Genomic DNA, 15,217 nt, shown 5'->3' on the forward strand with positions numbered 1-15,217 from the left:
TGCATATACAACCCATAGTAAATTCATCGTATGCAAAAATTTCTACTTGGCCTTGGTCTAGCGGTCACTATTCTATCTAGTTGTAAAACACAAAATCTTGAAAATTCTAACCTCTGGGAGATCACTGGAAATGGTCTAGAAGAACCTTCTTACCTACTAGGAACCATTCATATAGGCTGTAAACTACAGCTCCCTGAGCTTGTCTACAACACCATGGACAATACAGACCTTTTAGTCCTTGAAGTTGACATGGACGATCCAGCATACGCTCAAATTGATCCAGCCAGTCTTATAATGGCTGACAATCAGAGTTTAAGCGATTTCTTTTCCGAGGAAGAAGAAGCCAAAGTGAAAAACTTTGTAAATGGTTTTGAAGGCCTAAATTATGAGCAGCTGAAAAATGTAAAGCCCTATTACACCCAATTTGCTTTGATCACGGCCCTACTCTCTTGTAATATAGAAGGCGTAGAAGTTAAACTGATGAACCATCTGGGAGGAAGAAAAGAGATTGAAGGTTTGGAAACCTTCGATTTTCAAAATGATCTTTTTGATGAAATTCCTTACGCGGATCAGGCCCGTTGCCTTTTAGTTATGGCTGAGCGTGGCGTTGAACGTTGTAAGAAAGATTTTTATACTATGGTGGAGCTTTACAATGCTCAGGACATACAAGGGATGTATGAATACACCATAAATGATCCTGCAATCTTTCCGGCAGAGTATTTACCCCTCATAATAGATGACAGAAACATGGATTGGATTCCTAAAATGGGAATGCTTTCCAAGGATCAAAGTGTGTTCTACGCAGTTGGTGCAGGACATTTAGGTGGTGAAAATGGCGTGATCAATTTACTTCGTGAAGCTGGCTATACATTGAAGCCTTTAAAAGAATAAAATATACCGTTTGGTATTTTTTATTATCTTTGGTAGTATAATTAACAGTAATTATGCTTACCAAGGCAGAACGAACGTCCAAATTCATTGTTGAAACTGTAGCTCCTATTTTCAATCAACAGGGCTATGCAGCTACTTCTATGAACGACTTGACCAAAGCCACGGGCTTGACCAAAGGCGCCATTTACGGCAACTTTGAATCCAAGGAGGCCTTGGCTATTGCTGCCTTTAAATACAACGTAAACGAGCTGTTTAAACAGATCAGTTTACACCAACAAGAAAGTGATTCCGCTTTGGGTGCGCTTTATAAGATCACCGAATTTTACCGTTCTTACTATCAGTTTAGCAGAAAGTTAGGCGGTTGCCCTATTTTAAATATTGGCGTGGATGCCCATCACAATGAGAGTCCACTTATGGCACAAGTACAGCGCGTGATCTCAAAAAGTCAGCAGCACATACAAGGCCTGGTTGAACTAGCTGTTGCTGAAGGCGATCTTAAAGAAGAATTTGCCCAAATGGAATTTGGCAAACTCATGTATACGCGAATTCAAGGCGCAATTTTTATGATGCAAACTATGGACGATCACAGTTATGTGGTTGCTGCTGTAGATGCCTTGGATCAATTGATAAAAAACTACGAAACCTAATTTTTTTAACTAAAAATATACCGATTGGTATTTTATTATGGAGAAATTACCTAAAGTACTCGAAAGTGTAAGTAAGATCCGATTTCAAGATTGTGATCCCTTCAATCACCTCAACAATGCCGAATACCTCAACTATATGATCAACGCTCGTGAGGATCAACTCATAGAGCATTACGGGATCGATATTTATGAAATGGGACGCAAAGAAGGAAAGAGCTGGGTTGTAGGTAGCACACAGATCGCTTATATCAAACCTGCCTTTACCATGGAGGAAGTCAAAATAAGCAGTCAATTGTTGCAATTTTCAGACAATTCACTGCTAGTTGAGATGCGGATGAGCGGATTGAAAAAAGGAGACCTCAAAGCCTTCATGTGGAGTAACTTTGTGCATTTCAACCTCTTAACACAGAAAAAAGAGCAACATTCTGAAAAATTTATGAATCTTTTCGAAGCAGTAGCAAATCCGCTGCCTGAAACGACATTTGAGCAGCGAATTTCGACATTTCGGTCGCAAAAGGTGTAACAAAGATTTTTCTCGGTCGTCATATGGGTGTATCAAATTAAAAAACGAAACGCCAAAAAATGAAGATCATGGAAACTACAATCAGCAAAAAGATACAACCTAGACGCAATCACGCCTTAGCCGTTTACGTTGGGGTTGTTACACTAGTAACACTATTCTACTCACTTTCTGTCAGCATGTTGTAAGAAAGAACCTGAATTGGTGGTTGCCTAAAGGAAGCACAGCGCTTCTTTTAGGCAATTTTATTTTATACCTTCCAATGCTGTAAAGCAAACTGTATGAAATCTATTGCCTCTCTAATTCTCTTTTTGACGCTCTGCAGCCCTTTAAGCGCGCAGATGCAATCCGCTCAAGAGGAATCCACAACCGTTTATTACTGCATTAGACACGCAGAAAAGGACCGCTCCAACGCAAACAATAAAAATCCAGACTTAACTCAAGCAGGCCTTCTACGTTCTGAAAATTGGGCCAAAGTCTTTTCTACGGTTGATTTTGATGCCGTTTACAGCACCGATTATAACCGAACCCAGCAAACAGCGGCTCCTACAGCAGCTTCTAAAGGGCTTGAAGTATTGTCCTATGACCCAAGTGATCTGTACAATGATGATTTTGCCACAGCTACAGCCGGCAAAACGGTCCTAGTTGTGGGGCATAGCAATACCACACCCGTATTTGTCAATGCTGTTTTAGGAGAAGAAAAGTATCCTTGGATGGCAGACAACAACAACGGCGGCCTTTATATTGTCACCAAGGTTGGAGAAACGGTGTCTGTGCAAATAGTACAGATCAATTAGTTTTCTGGAAGACTTACTGCCACATCCATATAGGTAGTGACCGCTTTGCGTTGCATATTTCCAGTATTATAAGCAATTCCTAAAGAGTCAATACGCACGTCTTTATTGCGACCTGCGGTCTGATAAAGTTCAAAATCTGAAAAGAGCATGCCGTTTACACGACGCTTATAAGCAGCGGCCATGAATTGCTTTCTGCCACTGGCTTCATCATTTTGTTTAGCGATGAAATCGATCTCATAGGTATCTTCATTGATCCAAAGCACATAAGCTCTGTGATCAGGATCGCCTCCAGGAATCTGCTTATAACTCACCTTTAGCTTGTGATAAGGCTTTAAACGCATGTCCTCCATCCCCATGTACTCTAGGATCACATCATTCCCTGTAAGCGAATAGGGAATGTAGAAGTCATAGGCTACATTATTAACGCGCTCTCTGATCAAAGTCATTTGGCGGCCGCCATGATCAACCAGACTATCGCCCATTTTATAGGTCAATCCGCCGTTATAAGTATTCACCTTGTGTAAGACGCCATCTTTTTCCTGAGACATCTCATAGTCATAAGTATAACCTTCTCGCTTGAGTTTAAAATCGTAATTGTTCAAACCAAAACTAATGGTAGCTCCGTCATAATGTCCTCCCCCATGGGCAGCTATTGCGCTATCCAATAAAGCTCTGGGCTGAATTTGTTGTTGGGGGCTCTACCTCTTGGCAGCTTACCATTGCTGCCATTGTAATTAGGGCTGCTATAAAAAGTTTAATTTGCTTCATCCGTAATTTGTACAGTTACATTTTCCAATTCGATCTTAGACACTTCTATTAAGCTTCCTTGCTCGTAAAGGTAATCCAGGTCTTCTAAAGCTACATCGAGGCCTTTTGGCTTGTAGTTGATATAATCTTGAACGCGGATACCATTGATCTCACGAGGATTCGTTGCCGCTCTAAAACGAATTCCTCCTCCCTCGGTCTCATAGGAATATGCCAAATAGTCCATAGAACCGGTCTCGGTATCAAACCAGTAGACAAATACATCCTGAAAATCCACACCACCACCTTCTTGCTTAAAGCGAACTTCTACTTCGTGATAGGTCTTCCCTTTAATTGAATCCGTTCCGAGGAGTTTTTTCTGAACCGCAGCATCGTTTAAGCCATAAGGCAAACGAGCAAAATAGTGTACAGAATTCACGCTGTTGGTAAATTTAACCTTCATGGAATCGACTATATTCATCTCAAACTCATCATTCAGAACTTGGGTATAACCCGCATTAGTGACGCGGTCCGTGATCTTGCCGATGGCCTTGTTGTATGAAATCCGATCTAAAGTAAACTGTCCTCCCTCTTGAAGGGAACGATACTCGTAATCCCTGAATTTAAAGGTCATCTCCGCACTTTCAAACTTGTCACCTCCGTGAAACTCAATAGCACGATCCACCAATTGTTGGGCAGTAAAATTCGGCTTAACCGTTCTGGGATCGGGTTGTTGTTCTTCTCGATTCTTCGCGCCCTGATTGCAACTCATCAGACTTACAAAACAGAGCAAAAGGAATATTCTTGATGTGGTCATTAAACAAAATACACAGAACACGCAATCTGCCGCAGTTCCCCGCTCTTAAAATTTTGATAAGACCCCTAGAAATTAGATTTAGTGTTAAATTTGCCGCATGAGTTTACAGAAGCAAGTACAAATCAAAAACCGCAAAGCGCGCTTTGAATACGAGATCTTGGATCGGTATACCGCTGGGATAGTTCTGGCTGGTACGGAGATCAAAGCGATTCGTGAAGGGCGAGCCTCTATTGCGGAGAGTTTCTGTGAGTTCAATGACCATGGAGAGTTGTTTGCGATCAATATGACCATAGAGGAATATTCGCATGCGACGCACTTCAATCACAAACCCAAGAGCGAGCGCAAGCTCCTTTTAAACAGAAACGAGCTCAAAAAGCTCGAAAAAGAGGTGAAGAACTCTGGACTTACGATCATCCCCCTATTATTGTTCACTAACGATCGTGGGCTTGCCAAGTTAGAGATCGCCCTATGTCGAGGTAAAAAACTCTACGACAAACGCGATACTATAAAAGACAGAGACAACAAGCGTAACCTTAGCAGGATCAAGAAGAACTTTAACAATTAATGGTAAATTTATGTTAGCTAACACTTTTTTAAGAAGTGTATAGCGCGCCATTGATTTTATTTGCCTCAAAACATTGACCATGCAAAAACCGCTACTCCTACTCCTATTTTTAGTCACCACCTTATCCCAAGCACAAATCAAGGGACGGGTAACTGATAAAGCCGGAGAACCCCTGCCCTTTGTAAACATCTTTGTCCAAGACAGCTATCTGGGAACTACTTCTAATGAATTGGGGAATTATGTCTTAGAACTCCCTAATTCTGGAGATTACACTTTAGTGTTCCAATATTTGGGATTTGAAACCTTGAGCAAAACCGTGAACTATAAAGGAGGATCTCAGACGCTGGATGTGAGTTTGGAGGCGACCAGTTTGAGTTTGGATGAAGTAGTGATCGATGCCAGTGAAGATCCGGCCTATCGAATTATAAGAGCTGCTATTGCCAATAGAAAACAGAACAGTCAACGCATTTCCGCATATACCGCAGATTTCTACTCCAAAGGCCTTTGGAAGGTTACTGAAGCCCCTGAGCGGATCATGGGAGAGGAAGTCGGCGACTTTGGCGGCGCTTTGGATTCTACGCGCACCGGAATCATTTATCTTTCTGAGACCATCTCCGAGATTGCCTATCAAGAACCGAAGGACTTTAAAGAAAAGATCATCGCTTCTAAAGTGAGCGGTAACGATAATGGCTTTAGTTTTAACAGCGCCGGAGATGCGAACTTCTCCTTTTACAACAACACCATTGAGATCAACGCGCAATTGGTATCACCCATTGCCAGTAATGCTTTGGAATACTATCGCTATAAATTAGAAGGTGTTTTTTATGAAGATGGGAAACTGATCAATAAGATCTTGGTGACTCCAAAACGCAGTCAGGACCGGGTTTGGCAAGGTTACGTCTACATTGTTGAGGACGATTGGGAGTTCTACGGAATTGATTTGACCACCTCAGGCACGGCCATTCAAATTCCCTTTGTCAAAGAATTGGTCTTCAAACAAAACTTCACCTATGATAAGCAAAAGGAGTTTTGGGTGAAGATATCCCAAACCATTGACTTTAGCTTTGGACTCTTTGGTTTGAATGGAGACGGACGTTTTACGGCAGTTTACAGCAATTACAACTTTGACCCTGGCTTCACCAGATCCAGCTTTACCAATGAGGTACTCACCTTTGTGGACAATGCCAATGAAAAGGATTCTTTGTATTGGAATCAAGTTAGACCTGTGCCTTTAACGCCAGAAGAGATCTCCGACTATGTGCGTAAAGACAGCATTCAGACCTTACGCAAATCCAAAACCTATTTAGATTCTATTGACGCCGGCAACAATAGGCCTTCACTATTAGCACCGCTTACGGGTTATACTTATAGAAACAGCTATAAGCGTTGGAACGTCACTTATGATGGCCCAAGCTTTCAATTCAATACCATTCAAGGTTATGCACCGGAAGTAGGCTTGAGCTTTTTTAAAGGCTTTGATGAGAATTATACCCGCTGGTTGAGTTTTAATTCGCGCTTTAATTACGGCATAGATGATGACCGCTTCCGATTCAACGCCAGGGCTACTTATAGATTCAACGCCAAAAACCGCGCCCGACTCAGTGTGAGCGGAGGTGTCACCGTAGAACAGTTTAACGGCAGTGAACCCATTTCACCCTTTGTAAACGCGATTAGCAGTTTGGCCTTTGAACGTAACTTCTTAAAAGCCTATGAGCTGCGCTCGGGAGCCATAAACTACGGACAAGAAGTGGTGAACGGTTTATTTTTGACCAGCCGCTTGGCTTATGAAGAACGGGTACCGCTGTTCAATAATTCCGATCAGGTTTGGTTTAGGAATTCTGGAGTTTCATATACCTCCAACAATCCGCTAGACCCCACAGACTTTGAAAATGCCGCGATTGATAAACACAATATTGTCAAGGCTGGGGTGAGCGCTTTTATCACCATTGGGCAGAAATACATGAGCTACCCAGACTTTAAGTTCAATGTGGGTGGTGACAATCGTTTTCCACGAATTCAGCTGAACTATGAAGGCGGATTCTCGGCTTCTAATGAGAATTACAACTTTCACCAATTCAGTGCGGGCTTGTATCAGAGCTTTAGAATTGGCAACAAAGGCCGATTCCGTTACAACCTAAAAGGAGGAACCTTTGTCAATGGAGAAGATATCTCCTTTGTAGACTTCCAACACTTTAACGGCAATCAGACCCGAGTCAATGATGGTGGGGTGTATACCAATGTATTCAACAACCTGCCCTATTACGCTTTGAGCACTAACGATTCGTATATGGAATTCCATGCCGAGCATCATTTTAACGGTTGGCTTTTAGGAAAGATCCCAGGTTTGAATCAACTCAACTTTAATTTAGTGGTAGGCGGACACGTACTGAGCACCGTGGGCAACAAGCCTTATTACGAGTATTCTTTTGGTTTGGATAATATTGGTTGGGGCAAGTATCGTTTGCTGCGGATCGATTACGTACGCTCCAGTCTTAACGGAGTTAATGACGGTATTTTCGTCTTTGGCCTGAAGTTCTTAGACTTCTTGGATTAAGATCTCTAAATACTATTGCCTTCTGTTGGCTAGTAGCGGCGGCGGTTCCCCAGTAAAAGGATTCCAGCGCCCAATACTCTTTGCATTCATCCCAGCAGCTTTGATCACCGCCCGATCGCCATATCGGGCACGCATTTTATCCATGGCCTGGTAGAGGTTGATGATCTTGTCATTGTCTTGAAACAGGTCGATCTGTTGTCCACCAGAGACCAAATGGCTGAATCGCACACCAATCAAACGCACCAAAAGTCTGCGTTGATAGAGCTTTTTGTACAGCTCCATGATCACCGGCAATATCTTGTGGTCTGCTGCACTATAGGGAATGCGCTTTTGCATGGTATAGGTTTGAAAGTCTGAATAGCGAATCTTTACCGTAACACAAGCCGTAAGCTTATCCCCCCGACGCAGTTGGTAGATGAGATTCTCCGCCATGGCGGTCAGTATTCCTTTTAATTTCTGCGGATCTGTGGTGTCCCGATCAAAGGTGCGTTCTGTAGAAATGGATTTGCGTTCGTGGTATTGCACCACTGGTGAAGGGTCTATCCCATTGGCCTTGCGCCAGATCACCTGTCCGTTCTTGCCAAAGACCCTGGCCATCATATCCAAAGGCATCTCTTGAATGGTTTGAATCCGCTTGATCCCCAGATCGCAAAGCGAACGGTAGGTCACCTCTCCAACCATCGGGATCTTCCGCACAGAAAGCGGCGAGAGGAAAGGTTTTTCATTGCCTTTCTTTATGCGGATCTTATTGTTGGGTTTGGCCTCTCCGGTAGCAATCTTAGAAACGGTTTTGTTGGTAGAAAGCCCAAAGGAAATGGGCAGCCCCGTCTCTTTGATGATCCGATCCCGCAGCTCCGAAGCCATTTTATGACATCCAAAAAAGCGGTCTGTTCCCGTAAGGTCAATGTAAAACTCATCTACAGAGGTCTTCTCGTAAAGCGGGACACTCTCTTTGATCACATCGGTAACCATATCAGAGAATTTAGAATAGACCCCAGAATTTCCCCGCAGCACTATCGCCTCCGGGCAAAGTTGTTTGGCCATCCGCATGGGCATGGCCGAATGTATTCCAAAAGTACGGGCCTCATAACTGCAAGAGGCCACTACTCCGCGGTCTGTGGTTCCACCAATCAATACCGGTTTTCCTTCCAATCGGCTGTCTAATAGCCGCTCACAGGACACAAAAAAGGTGTCCAGATCCATATGTACTATCGCGCGTTCACTGTTCATATTCGCAATCCTTTTTTAGAATCGGCATAACGCGGATCCGCAATGATGGGCAATCGCTCCATCCTACTCACCTCTACCGATACACATCCAAATTCTTCCATCACTACGCCCGTGATTCGGTAAATTCCCTTGCCCCTAAAGGGGTATCTTTTGGCCACCGGCGGGAAATGTACGGTGTCAATAAAATCGCCATCACGGTCTAAGAAGTTGCCAAAGAACATCCCCTTTCCACCTGTGGTGTTGGTGCGTTTGGTGGTCACCAAATAGCCTTCTATGGTTATGGTCTTGCTGATGTAGGCCATTAGTTGTCGGGCCCTCAAAGTATTCCCACCCGGATTCAGCAGTAAGAAAAAAGGCGAACACAGCGGAAAGCCCAAAAGCTCCATCTGATCAAAAGCATCTTCTAAAACCGTGGTGCTGAGCTCCGGGGTTTGATAGTTGACCTTCTCTGCCTTAAAGAGTGAAGGCATGGGTTCTGCTACTGCCGTTTTACCCAGTTTCATATGAGCTTCCCAAAGCAGTTCCCGTTTGTTGACTCCTGTAAAACGAAAGGCATCTATTTTGATCAAAATGGCGAGCTGCTCCATACCTACTGGCACCCGTTCTATAAAATCATCCAGACTTTTAAAAGGGCCATTAGCTGCGCGTTCACTGAGTAAGGCCTTAGCTGTATTGCTCTCAAAGGCGTGCAAAAACATAAAGCCCAAATAAATATGCTTGCCTTTGATGATGGTCTCGTGTTTGCTGGTGTTCACGCAGGGCGGCTCAATGATTCCGCCGTGCAAACGCGCCTCGTGCACATAGAATTCCGTACGGTAAAAACCGCCAAAATTGTTGATGGTCGCCACCATATACTCCAAAGGAAAATAGGCCTTGAGATACAGACTCTGATAGCTCTCCACTGCATAAGAAGCTGAGTGTCCTTTTGCAAAAGCATAACCAGCAAAACTCTCTATCTGTCGCCAGATCTCTGCGATTAAAGCATCGGGTTTACCGGCATTGCGGCAGTTCATAAAGAATTGATCCTTTACCTTGGCAAACTCTTCCCGGGAACGGAATTTCCCAGACATTCCGCGGCGCAGCATATCGGCCTCACCTAAAGTCAACCCACCAAAATAGTGCGCCACCTTGATCACGTCTTCTTGATATACCATAACTCCGTAGGTCTCTGGCATGATGTCTAGTAAGATCGGATGGGCATCCTTACGCCTTTCCGGAAAACGGTAGCGCAGTATGTATTCCCGCATCATTCCAGATTTGGAAACCCCGGGACGGATCACTGAACTGGCAGCAACCAATCCTAAATAATCATCCACCCGAAGCTTTTTAAGCAGCATCCGCATGGCTGGAGATTCCACATAGAAACACCCAATGGCCTTGGCATTGCGCAGCAGGTATTTGATGCGTTCGTCCTCTTTAAAACCTTTGATGTCGTGAATATCTATGGGCTTTTGTTTGGGGCGATTGTAAGCCACAATACCTACGGTCTCCTTGATCTTACCCAGCCCGCGCTGACTCAGAATGTCAAACTTATACAGGCCAACATCTTCTGCAACTACCATATCGAACTGGGTGGTGGGAAAACCCTTGGGCGGCATGAAAGTAGCGGTGTAATAATGTATGGGCTTTTCCGCAATGAGAATGCCTCCGGCGTGGATTCCCAGATAGTTAGGAAAGCCCTGAATACGCTTGCTGTAGGTCACCACCAAACGAGAAAGGGAATCCAATTGTTCAAAGACATAGCTGCCCGCAGAAAGCAGGTCGATCTCCGCCTTGGGCAAACCAAAGACCTTCCCCAATTCACGGACAGCGGCCTTGTATTTAAAGGTGTTGTAAACCGTGAGCAAAGCACAGTTCGGGAAACGTTTAAAGATGAACTGAGTCACATCGTCCCGATCACTCCAAGAGAAATCAATATCAAAATCGGGTGGGTTTTTGCGGTACAGATTTATGAATCGTTCAAAGTAGAGATCCAACTCAATGGGGTCTACGTCTGTGATCCGCAGCAAATAGGCAACTATACTGTTGGCACCACTGCCTCGACCCACATAGAAATAGCCTTTAGAACGGGCGTATTTTAGGATCTTCCAATTGATCAAGAAATACGAGACAAAGCCCATCTCGCGAACTATTTTCAGTTCCTTCTGAATACGGTCTAAGATCTTATCGTCCGCGGATTCGTATCGGTAGGCCAAACCTTGATAGGTCAGTTTTTTGAGCAGTCTAAAATCCAACTCGGCATTGCCCGTATAGGTCCTTTGGTTGTTGGGCGTCTCGTTAGAAAAATCAAACTCAAAACGGCAAGCCTCTAACAAAGCTGTGGCATTGTCCAACAAAAACGGAAAGGCTGCATATTGCTGCTGTAAAGCCTGAGGCGCACACAAAATATGTGTCTCCAGACCTTGCTCAGATTCTGGTAACTTGCTTAAAAGCGTATTGTTGTCTATGGCTCGCAAAAGTCTGTGAGTATTGAAACTGCGTTTACCTGCAAAGCTCACCGTATAAAGAGCAACCAACTTGTGTTTGCGCTTGAGCCAGGGGGAGAATTTCAATCGATTCAGATCCTGAGGGCAGACGCCTAAAAACTCGTGCTCGGCTAATTTGGTTCCCTTAAAACTCGCAAAAGGGTAGATTATAAAACTGTCTTCAAGTGTAGCTGCCCGTGCAGGAATCTGTAGATCTTCATGCAAAAAATGAGATAAATAGCAGTTGATCTGCGCAAAGCCTTTGTGGCTTTTGGCCAAGGCGATGAATTGCTGTTCGGCTCCGTTTCTAAAATCCACGCCAACTACCGGTCTGATACCGTATTTATGACCCAATCTGAGCAGGTCAAAGCAGGCCGAAACACTGTTGATGTCCGTAAAGGCCATTTGCTGTATTCCTAGACTGGAAGCCGCTTCCAGCAAGGGTTCCGGAGCAAAAGTACCGTAGCGCAAACTGTAGTATGTATGGGTATTGAGAAACACATTTCAAAATTAGCTATCATTTGTAGTAATTATTGCTTATATTTGTAGTAAATGAATAAAATTATTCACAAAAACATCAGACACCTGCGCAAGCTCCGCGGACTCACTCAAGAACAGTTCGCGGAAGAGCTGCAAGTACCGCGTTCGCGTATCGGCTCTTATGAAGAAGGCCGTTCGGAACCGCCCATTGCTATGTTGGTAGCTTTATCTGACTTCTTTAAGATTCCCGTGGATATCTTGATCAAGAACGACTTGACCAGTGCCCAAGACCACTCCTTTATTGAGATCGGGCAGCAACGGGTACTGTTTCCCATTCAGGTGGACGAGGCCAACGAAAACGTCATTGAAGTAGTGCCGGTAAAGGCTTCTGCGGGTTATTTGTTGGGCTATGATGACCCGGAATACATAGAACAGCTGGAAAAGATCAAACTGCCCTTCTTGCCTACCGGAAAGCACCGCGCCTTCCCTATTAAAGGAGATTCCATGCTGCCGCTTAAAGACGGATCTTATGTCGTGGCGCGTTTTGTGGAAAGCCTGGATGACATTAAAAACGGAACCACTTATGTGGTAGTAACCCTAAACAACGGGATCACCTATAAACGTGTAGAGAACAATTTAAAGACTCAAGGGAGCATTCGTTTAGTCTCTGACAACAAAGCCTATGAGGCCTTTGAGGTTCCAGCCGTAGAGATCGTTGAACTTTGGGAATTCACTTGTTCCATCAACACTCAGGAATACGACGCTCAAGAACTAAAAATAAGCAGCATTGCACAGATGCTTACCGAATTGCAAGTGGAATTGCAGAGTTTGAGATAATACTAGTTCTTATCCTCCAAAAGCGGCACAAAACGGAACTCGCCGTATTCTTTCTTCACGAACTTAGTTTCTGATTCGCGGGTGTATACCGTCATGATCTGTACCTTCTCGCCTACAGGAATCACCAAGCGGCCTCCAATGGCGAGCTGTGCCATAAGTGGTTTAGGTACAAAAGGAGCTCCAGCGGTAACGATCACTCCGTTAAAAGGAGCGAATTCCGGCAAGCCTTTATAACCGTCTCCAAAAATCAGTCGTTTGGGGCGATAGCCCAATTTAGGCAGGAAGAGCTGCGTTTTTTTGAACAGTTCATTTTGACGCTCAATGGTGAAGACCGTAGCGCCCATTTCCATAAGTACAGCAGTTTGATAACCACTGCCCGTGCCAATTTCCAAGATCTTATCTCCAGGCTTGACTTGCAAAAGCTCGCTTTGACGCGCTACGGTATAAGGTTGTGAAATGGTTTGATCCGCAGCAATAGGAAAAGCCTTATCGGCATATGCGTGATCTAAAAAGCTGGAATCCATGAATAAATGTCTCGGGATCTTGCCAATAGCATTTAATACTGCTGGATCGGTAATGCCTTTGGCCTTGATCACATCGACCAATTGCTTGCGTTTGCCTTGATGTTTGAAGGAATCTTTCACGGTTAATTTGAGTCTCACAAAGAAAACGAACAAAAAGCTTTCCTGCAAAAATCGCGACCGATTTATCCTGTGTAGTTCGGGGAATAAATGCTATTTTTGTTAAGGCAAATAGGGCTATCAAATCTGCTCTAATTGCCGTCAAAATCAACAATCAAAAACTATGCTTAAAGCCGGTGTTGCAGGTGCTGGGCATCTGGGAAAGATCCATTTAAAACTATTGCAAGAATCCAATCAATACGAGTTGATGGGATTCTACGATGCAGACCCGAAGCAGGCTGCTGCCATCGCGGAAGAATTTGGCTACAAAGCCTATCCTTCGTTAGACGCTCTTATCGCCGACTGCGATATGGTGGATGTAGTAACGCCTACCCTCTATCACTTTGACACTGCTAAAAAAGTCATTGAAGCCGGAAAGCATTTGTTTATTGAAAAACCAATCACCACCACCGTTGAAGAAGCTGAAGCCTTAAGAGCTTTAGCAAAAAAACACAAGGTGCGTGGACAAGTTGGACAGGTAGAACGTTTCAATCCAGCCTTTAGAGCGGTTGTGGATCGATTTGACAATCCTATGTTCATTGAAAGTCATCGCTTGGCAGAATTCAACCCTAGAGGTACAGACGTTTCTGTAGTGCTCGACTTGATGATCCACGATATTGATGTGATCTTGAGTGTGGTAAAATCACCGGTAAAGAGTGTGACCTCTAACGGCGTTTCTGTGATCAGCTCTACTCCAGATATTGCTAACGCTCGTATCGAATTTGAAAACGGTTGTATCGCCAATCTAACAGCCAGTAGGATTTCACTCAAGAATATGCGTAAGAGTCGTTTCTTCCAAAAAGATGCTTATATCTCTGTAGACTTTTTGGAAAAGAAATGTGAGGTGGTTAAAATGATGGACGCCCCAGAGACTCCAGATGACTTTGCCATGATCCTTACCAATGCTGATGGGCTTAAAAAGCAGATCTATTTTGATAATCCGGAGGTGACTCCTAACAATGCCATCTTGGATGAACTCAATACTTTTGCACAGGCCATCAAAGATGATAAAACACCAATTGTAAGCTTGCATCAAGGAACAGAGGCTTTGCGCCTGGCCATGCAAGTCATTGAAAACTTTAACAACTAGAATACAGTATATATGAAGAATGTAGCCGTAATCGGTGCAGGAACTATGGGTAATGGAATTGCCCACACTTTTGCCCAATTCGATTATAAAGTACAGCTGATTGATATCTCTCAGGCCTCTTTAGACCGAGGAATGGCCACCATCACTAAGAATTTGGACCGTATGGTAGCTAAAGAAAAGATCAGTGAAGAAGACAAAGCGCGTACCCTGGGTAATATCACCACCTACACCAGTTTGGAAGAAGGTGTGGAATACGCGAGCTTGGTAGTAGAAGCGGCTACAGAAAACGTAAACCTAAAGCTCAAGATCTTTGAAGATTTGGACAAGCTTTGTCCGGACGATACGATCTTGGCTACCAACACCTCGTCCATCTCCATCACACAGATCGCGGCAGTAACCTCTCGCCCAGAAATGGTCATTGGAATGCACTTTATGAACCCTGTGCCGATCATGAAATTGGTAGAGATCATCAAAGGATATAATACCAGCCAAGAAACCTACACTACGGTGGCAGAGATTTCTAAGAAACTCAACAAGGTTCCAGTAGAAGTGAATGACTATCCTGGATTTGTGGCTAACCGTATTTTGATGCCGATGATCAATGAGGCTATTGAAACCCTTTACAATGGCGTTGCCGGAGTTCAGGAGATCGATACGGTAATGAAGCTCGGAATGGCCCACCCAATGGGACCTTTGCAATTGGCAGATTTTATAGGGCTCGATGTATGTCTTTCTATTCTAAATGTGATGTATGAAGGTTTTAAGAATCCTAAGTACGCTCCTTGCCCATTGCTTGTCAATATGGTAATGGCAGGGAAACTCGGCGTTAAGAGCGGAGAAGGATTCTACGATTATTCAGAAAGTCGCAAGGCCGAAAAGGTTGCGGCAATGTTCGCATAG

Annotated in this window: 14 protein-coding genes; 9 read left to right on the forward strand and 5 right to left on the reverse strand. The window is 44.0% G+C overall.

From position 1 onward, the window contains the following. The first annotated feature begins 30 nt into the window (after positions 1-30). The 4 genes from ACSLP7_RS03245 (at position 31) to ACSLP7_RS03260 (ending at position 2,855) form a co-directional block, all read left to right on the forward strand. Entirely contained in the window at positions 31-891 is an 861-nt protein-coding gene (locus ACSLP7_RS03245; protein ID WP_435577984.1) for a TraB/GumN family protein, read from the forward strand. A gap of 53 nt (positions 892-944) precedes the next feature. Beyond that, entirely contained in the window at positions 945-1,538 is a 594-nt protein-coding gene (locus ACSLP7_RS03250) for a TetR/AcrR family transcriptional regulator (RefSeq protein ID WP_435577985.1), read from the forward strand. Between the two features lie 37 nt (positions 1,539-1,575). Beyond that, positions 1,576-2,061 (forward strand): acyl-CoA thioesterase, encoded by a 486-nt coding sequence (locus tag ACSLP7_RS03255; protein ID WP_435577986.1) that lies wholly within the window; start codon positions 1,576-1,578, stop codon positions 2,059-2,061. Between the two features lie 278 nt (positions 2,062-2,339). After that, positions 2,340-2,855: a SixA phosphatase family protein gene (locus tag ACSLP7_RS03260; RefSeq protein ID WP_435577987.1), complete on the forward strand. Its 516-nt coding sequence runs from the start codon at positions 2,340-2,342 to the stop codon at positions 2,853-2,855. Here ACSLP7_RS03260 and ACSLP7_RS03265 read toward each other — a convergent pair. Then, positions 2,852-3,520, reverse strand: coding sequence for a DUF6503 family protein (locus ACSLP7_RS03265; RefSeq protein ID WP_435577988.1), 669 nt, complete (start codon positions 3,518-3,520; stop codon positions 2,852-2,854). The two genes, ACSLP7_RS03260 and ACSLP7_RS03265, sit on opposite strands and share 4 nt — an antisense overlap. An 89-nt stretch (positions 3,521-3,609) precedes the next feature. Then, positions 3,610-4,416, reverse strand: coding sequence for a DUF6503 family protein (locus ACSLP7_RS03270; protein WP_435577989.1), 807 nt, complete (start codon positions 4,414-4,416; stop codon positions 3,610-3,612). A 97-nt stretch (positions 4,417-4,513) separates the two neighbouring features. On the opposite strand from ACSLP7_RS03270, the gene smpB reads away from it, so the two are divergent. Together smpB and ACSLP7_RS03280 are read left to right on the forward strand one after the other, a co-directional pair. Next, positions 4,514-4,981: an SsrA-binding protein SmpB gene (gene smpB, locus ACSLP7_RS03275; RefSeq protein ID WP_291181894.1), complete on the forward strand. Its 468-nt coding sequence runs from the start codon at positions 4,514-4,516 to the stop codon at positions 4,979-4,981. A 79-nt stretch (positions 4,982-5,060) separates the two neighbouring features. After that, positions 5,061-7,535: a DUF5686 and carboxypeptidase regulatory-like domain-containing protein gene (locus ACSLP7_RS03280; RefSeq protein WP_435577990.1), complete on the forward strand. Its 2,475-nt coding sequence runs from the start codon at positions 5,061-5,063 to the stop codon at positions 7,533-7,535. 12 nt (positions 7,536-7,547) lie between these two features. Here the strand turns inward: ACSLP7_RS03280 and dinB are convergent, their stop codons facing one another. Further along, positions 7,548-8,765 carry a DNA polymerase IV gene (gene dinB / locus ACSLP7_RS03285; RefSeq protein WP_272832024.1) on the reverse strand — a complete coding sequence of 406 codons (1,218 nt, stop codon included), beginning with the start codon at positions 8,763-8,765 and terminating at the stop codon, positions 7,548-7,550. Further along, positions 8,762-11,731 carry a DNA polymerase III subunit alpha gene (locus tag ACSLP7_RS03290; protein ID WP_435577991.1) on the reverse strand — a complete coding sequence of 990 codons (2,970 nt, stop codon included), beginning with the start codon at positions 11,729-11,731 and terminating at the stop codon, positions 8,762-8,764. Before ACSLP7_RS03290 ends, dinB begins: the two co-directional genes overlap by 4 nt. Positions 11,732-11,782: 51 nt before the next feature. Here ACSLP7_RS03290 and ACSLP7_RS03295 point away from each other — a divergent pair, with 51 nt between their 5' ends. Further along, a complete protein-coding gene (locus ACSLP7_RS03295; RefSeq protein WP_435577992.1) occupies positions 11,783-12,547 on the forward strand; it encodes an XRE family transcriptional regulator in 765 nt (254 codons plus the stop codon). 2 nt (positions 12,548-12,549) lie between these two features. Here ACSLP7_RS03295 and ACSLP7_RS03300 read toward each other — a convergent pair whose 3' ends face one another. After that, the gene (locus ACSLP7_RS03300) at positions 12,550-13,191 is read right to left on the reverse strand and encodes a protein-L-isoaspartate(D-aspartate) O-methyltransferase (RefSeq protein ID WP_435577993.1); all 642 of its coding nucleotides are present in this window, start codon (positions 13,189-13,191) and stop codon (positions 12,550-12,552) included. Between the two features lie 160 nt (positions 13,192-13,351). On the opposite strand from ACSLP7_RS03300, the gene ACSLP7_RS03305 reads away from it, so the two are divergent. Continuing rightward, a complete protein-coding gene (locus ACSLP7_RS03305; RefSeq protein ID WP_435577994.1) occupies positions 13,352-14,317 on the forward strand; it encodes a Gfo/Idh/MocA family oxidoreductase in 966 nt (321 codons plus the stop codon). Positions 14,318-14,329: 12 nt separating this feature from the next. After that, positions 14,330-15,217, forward strand: a complete 888-nt coding sequence (locus ACSLP7_RS03310) for a 3-hydroxybutyryl-CoA dehydrogenase (RefSeq protein ID WP_435577995.1) — start codon at positions 14,330-14,332, stop codon at positions 15,215-15,217.

The sequence above is a fragment of the Gilvibacter sp. genome, assembly GCF_965601605.1.
Classification (GTDB): Bacteria; Bacteroidota; Bacteroidia; order Flavobacteriales; family Flavobacteriaceae; genus Gilvibacter.